This is a genomic window from Promineifilum sp. (SeqCode), assembly GCF_041918635.1.
Classification (GTDB): Bacteria; Chloroflexota; Anaerolineae; order Promineifilales; family Promineifilaceae; genus Promineifilum.
This window is the reverse complement of the sequence record NZ_JAYRVJ010000822.1, coordinates 1-3956: the sequence shown is the minus strand read 5'-3', so window position 1 is coordinate 3956 and position 3956 is coordinate 1. Positions and strand designations below refer to the sequence as shown.

The window sequence follows — 3956 nt, the reverse complement described above, 5'->3', positions numbered from 1 at the left end:
GCGGTAGGCGCAGCCGCAATCGTCGCTCTCCTGCCCCACGCCCAGATCGTAGTTGCCCATGATCGTCGGGATGGCGCGGTCGCGAATGATCGCGGTCACCTCATCCGGCTGCGCGCCGTAGCCGACCAGGTCGCCCAGGCAGTAGCGGTTGGCCGCGCCGCGGGCGTCCATGTCAGCCAGTACAGCCGTCAGCGCCGGCAGGTTGGCGTGGATGTCGCCGAAAACGGTGATGTGTTCCATGCAACAATTACCTCTCTGCGTTATCTGCGAAATCTGCGGATTTTTCCTCTCCTCTCTCAGCCAACAGCGGCAGCAGGAAGTCCACCCGCCGCGCCAGTTCGTCAGCTGTTTGCCGGAAGGCCGCCAGTCGCTCCGCTTCCGACCCCTCGACCGCTGCCGGATCGCGGATGCTCCAGTGCGTCACTACCGTCCGGCGCGGAAATACCGGGCAGACCTCGCGCACCCGGTCGCACACGCTGATGACCCGGTCCCACGGCGCGCCGGCCACCGCGTCCAGCGCTTTCGAGTGGTGGCCGGTCAGATCGATACCCCGTTCGGCCATGACCTGAACGGCCAAGGGGTGCAGGCCGGCCGGCTCGCTGCCCGCGCTGGCAACGACGACGCGCGGGCCGGCGGCGTGGCGCAGCAGCGCTTCGGCCATCTGGGAACGGGCGCTGTTGTGGGTGCAGACGAAAAGCACGCGCGCCGTTTCCATGGTTGCGGTCGGGGCTGGCCATGCGGGGACGAACGCCAGCGCCGGGTGCAGCGCCCGCCCGCTCCGCGCGTACAGGTCGGCCAGCCGCGCCAGGTCGAGGCTGTAATACACGTCGCGGGCGTCGGCCGCGCTGCGTTGCTCGCGCACCAGGCCACCCTCGCGCAGTAGCCCCAGGTGATACGAGACGAGATTCTGTGGGCGCGCCAGGTGGGCGGCCAGTTCGCCCACGCGCCAATCGCTCTGGACGAGATCGACCAGCAGGCTCCAGCGCACGTCGTGGGCCAGGAGTCTAAAGAAATCAAGCGCCAGGTCAGTCATAAGGGAATGTATCTAGACGATTTGCATCAATATAAATTGTTTTATATCACCGAGCGGCGTATCAGGCAAGTTGAAAGATTGGGACGCTGACGAACGCAGCTGCGGCGCTGATTCAGGCCGTCGATAGCGAAACAGTAGTATCAGCCTCCTATTCCCATCCACTGGCAACTGCGGTATATTCAGATTCTGCCGCCGGCCGCTGGCCTGGTGAGCCTACTCAGACCTCACGAGAGAGCATCCATGCCTTCAACTCCCAAGGCGCACTCGCGCCCCGATTTTCCGACAAGACGGCTGCTTATCCTGCTGCTGGCCGCCCTGACCCTGTTCGGCCATGCCGCCGCGCGGGCTGGTGACGATCCCCGTATCGGGGCGCGCCCCGCCCTGCCGACCAACCAGATCATCGTGCAGTTCAACGCCGCGGCCGACCCCGCGCGCCTCTCGACCGCCGCCCAGGCCCGGCAGGGGGCGCGTTTGAGCGCCGCTGCCGGCGTCCCGCTGACCTTCGTCCGGCCCATGTCCGGCAATGCCTACGTCTACCGGCTGCCGGAGGCGGTGAGCGCGGCGCGGGCGTCGGCCCTCAGCCGGGCGCTGGCCGATCTGCCGGAGGTGGCCTACGCTGAGCCGGACGCCATCATGCGGCTCGTCAGCCGTCCCTCGGCCCCCGCCCGCAGCGCGGCCCAGACGCCCAACGACGCCGCCTTCGCCGACCAGTGGCACTACCGCTACACGCCAGGTGCAGAGGAAGGGCTGAACCTGCCCGCGGCCTGGGACATTACCACCGGCTCGGCCGGCGTGATTGTGGCCGTCATCGACACGGGCATCCGGCCGCACGCCGACCTGGCCGGGCGCACTGTCCCCGGCTATGATTTCATCTCCAATAGCGCTGTCGCTAACGATGGCAGCGGCCGAGACGCCGACCCCTCCGACCCCGGCGACTGGATCACGTGGGGCGATAACTGCGGTTTTCCCTACCCCAGCTCCTGGCACGGCACGCACGTCGCCGGAACCATCGGCGCGGCTTCTAACAACGGCTCCGGCGTGGCCGGGGTCAACTGGCAGGCGCGCATTCTGCCGGTGCGCGTGTTGGGCAAGTGCGGCGGCTCCTCGTCCGACATCGTGGACGCCATTCGCTGGGCGGCCGGTCTGCCCGTGCCCGGCGCGCCCCCCAACCCCAACCCGGCCCGAGTCATCAACCTCAGTCTCGGCGGCTCGGGCTCGTGCCCAACCAGCTTCCAGAACGCCTTCAACGAGGCCGCCGCCGCCGGCACGGTCGCTATCGTCGCCGCCGGCAACGAGAGCAGCAACGCCGGCAACTACGCGCCGGGCAACTGCGCCGGCGTCGTCAACGTGGCGGCCACGTCGCGCGCCGGCAACCTGGCCTGGTACAGCAACTTCGGCGAGGCGATTGACGTCAGCGCGCCGGGCGGCGAGACGGATCTCAATGGCGCCGACGGCGTGCTGTCCACACTCAATGACGGGGAGACGACACCCGGCAACGACATCCTGGCTTACTACCAGGGAACCAGCATGGCCGCGCCCCACGTGGCCGGGCTGGCGTCGCTGTTGTTGGGCCAGCAGCCCGACCTGACGCCGGCCGAGATGTCGAACATCCTGCGGACGACAGCGCGCGCCTTCCCGGCGGGCAGTGATTGCGACATGACCTGGTGCGGCGCGGGCATCGCGGACGCCTACGCCGCGTTGAGCGGGCTAGACCTCGGGCCGGCCGCGCCGGCGCTCGTCGCCCCGCCCGACGGCTACGTCTCGGCCGACGGCCAGCCGGCCTTCATGTGGACAGCCGTGGCCGAGGCCATTGGCTACGATATACAGGTGGCCGGCAACGCCGCCTTCAACGCGCCGCTGGCCGTGGCAGTCAACGTCGCCGCCACGACCTACACGCCAACCGCGCCGCTGGCCGACGGGGCGTACTGGTGGCGCGTCCGCTCAGTGGGCGCGGGCGATCTGGCCGGCGGCTGGAGCGAGGTGAGGACGTTCACGATAGACGTGGCCGGGGCATGCGTGGCCCCGGCGGCCATTACCCTGTTCGCCCCGGCCAACGGCGCGGTTACCGGCGACCTGACACCCGGATTCTCCTGGCTGGCCGACATCCACGCGACGCAGTACGAGATTCGCATCGACAACAACGCCAACATGGGCAGCCCGGAGATCGCGGATTTGACGAGCTCGGGTTACTATGCGCCGGGCGCGGCGCTGGCTAACGGGACGTACTATTGGGCGGTGCGCGGCCTGCGCCAGATCGGGGAGTGCGACGAGGTGGGGCCGTGGAGCGTGGTGAGGCAGGTGACGATCGACGACTCCCTGCCGCCCGGCTATGACCTGTACTTTCCGCTACTTGTCAAATAAACGACTACGGACTCACACGGACGATACGGATTCTTATCCGTATCGTCCGTCTAAATCCGTAGCCATTCTTCTTTCACAACGCCAGAATGATCCCGGCGACGGTGAAGTAGATGAACAGCCCCGTCGCGTCCACCAGGGTGCTCATGGCCGGGCCGGAGACGACGGTCGGGTCGATGCGCAGCCGGTTGGCGATGATCGGCAGCACCGAACCCAGGATGTTGGCCCAGATGACAATGGCGCAAATGGACACGGCGACGGTCACGGCCACGGCTGTGCCCGTGTCCCACATCAGGGCGCGGGTGTAGGCGACGATACCCATGATCACTCCCAGCATCACGCCGACGATCAGTTCGTGCAGCAGCGGCTTGAGCAGGCCGCGCTTGTCCAAATCCTCCACGGCCAGGGCGCGAATGATGGTGCTGGTAGTCTGCGATCCGGCGTTACCGCCCGTGCCGATCAATAACGGGATGAAAAAGGCCAAGGAGACGACGGCCGCCATCTGCTCTTCGAAGTGGCGCAGCACACTGCCGGTCAACGTCTCCGTGACGAACAGCAACAACAG

The 3956-nt window shown here is 67.5% G+C and carries 4 protein-coding genes; 1 reads left to right on the top strand and 3 read right to left on the bottom strand.

What is annotated here, in order from left to right; genetic code table 11:
- Together ACE3UY_RS23335 and ACE3UY_RS23330 are read right to left on the bottom strand one after the other, a co-directional pair.
- Positions 1 to 240 (bottom strand): metallophosphoesterase (locus ACE3UY_RS23335; protein WP_374689864.1); only part of this gene is annotated, 240 nt, incomplete at its 3' end.
- 7 nt (positions 241 to 247) lie between these two features.
- Positions 248 to 1033 carry an ArsR family transcriptional regulator gene (locus ACE3UY_RS23330; protein WP_374689863.1) on the bottom strand — a complete coding sequence of 262 codons (786 nt, stop codon included), beginning with the start codon at positions 1031 to 1033 and terminating at the stop codon, positions 248 to 250.
- Positions 1034 to 1273: 240 nt separating this feature from the next.
- Between ACE3UY_RS23330 and ACE3UY_RS23325 the strand changes: the two genes are divergently transcribed.
- Positions 1274 to 3394 carry a S8 family serine peptidase gene (locus ACE3UY_RS23325; RefSeq protein WP_374689862.1) on the top strand — a complete coding sequence of 707 codons (2121 nt, stop codon included), beginning with the start codon at positions 1274 to 1276 and terminating at the stop codon, positions 3392 to 3394.
- A gap of 73 nt (positions 3395 to 3467) precedes the next feature.
- On the opposite strand, the gene ACE3UY_RS23320 is transcribed toward ACE3UY_RS23325, so the two are convergent.
- On the bottom strand, positions 3468 to 3956 hold a 489-nt coding region (locus ACE3UY_RS23320; protein WP_374689861.1), incomplete at its 5' end, for a magnesium transporter.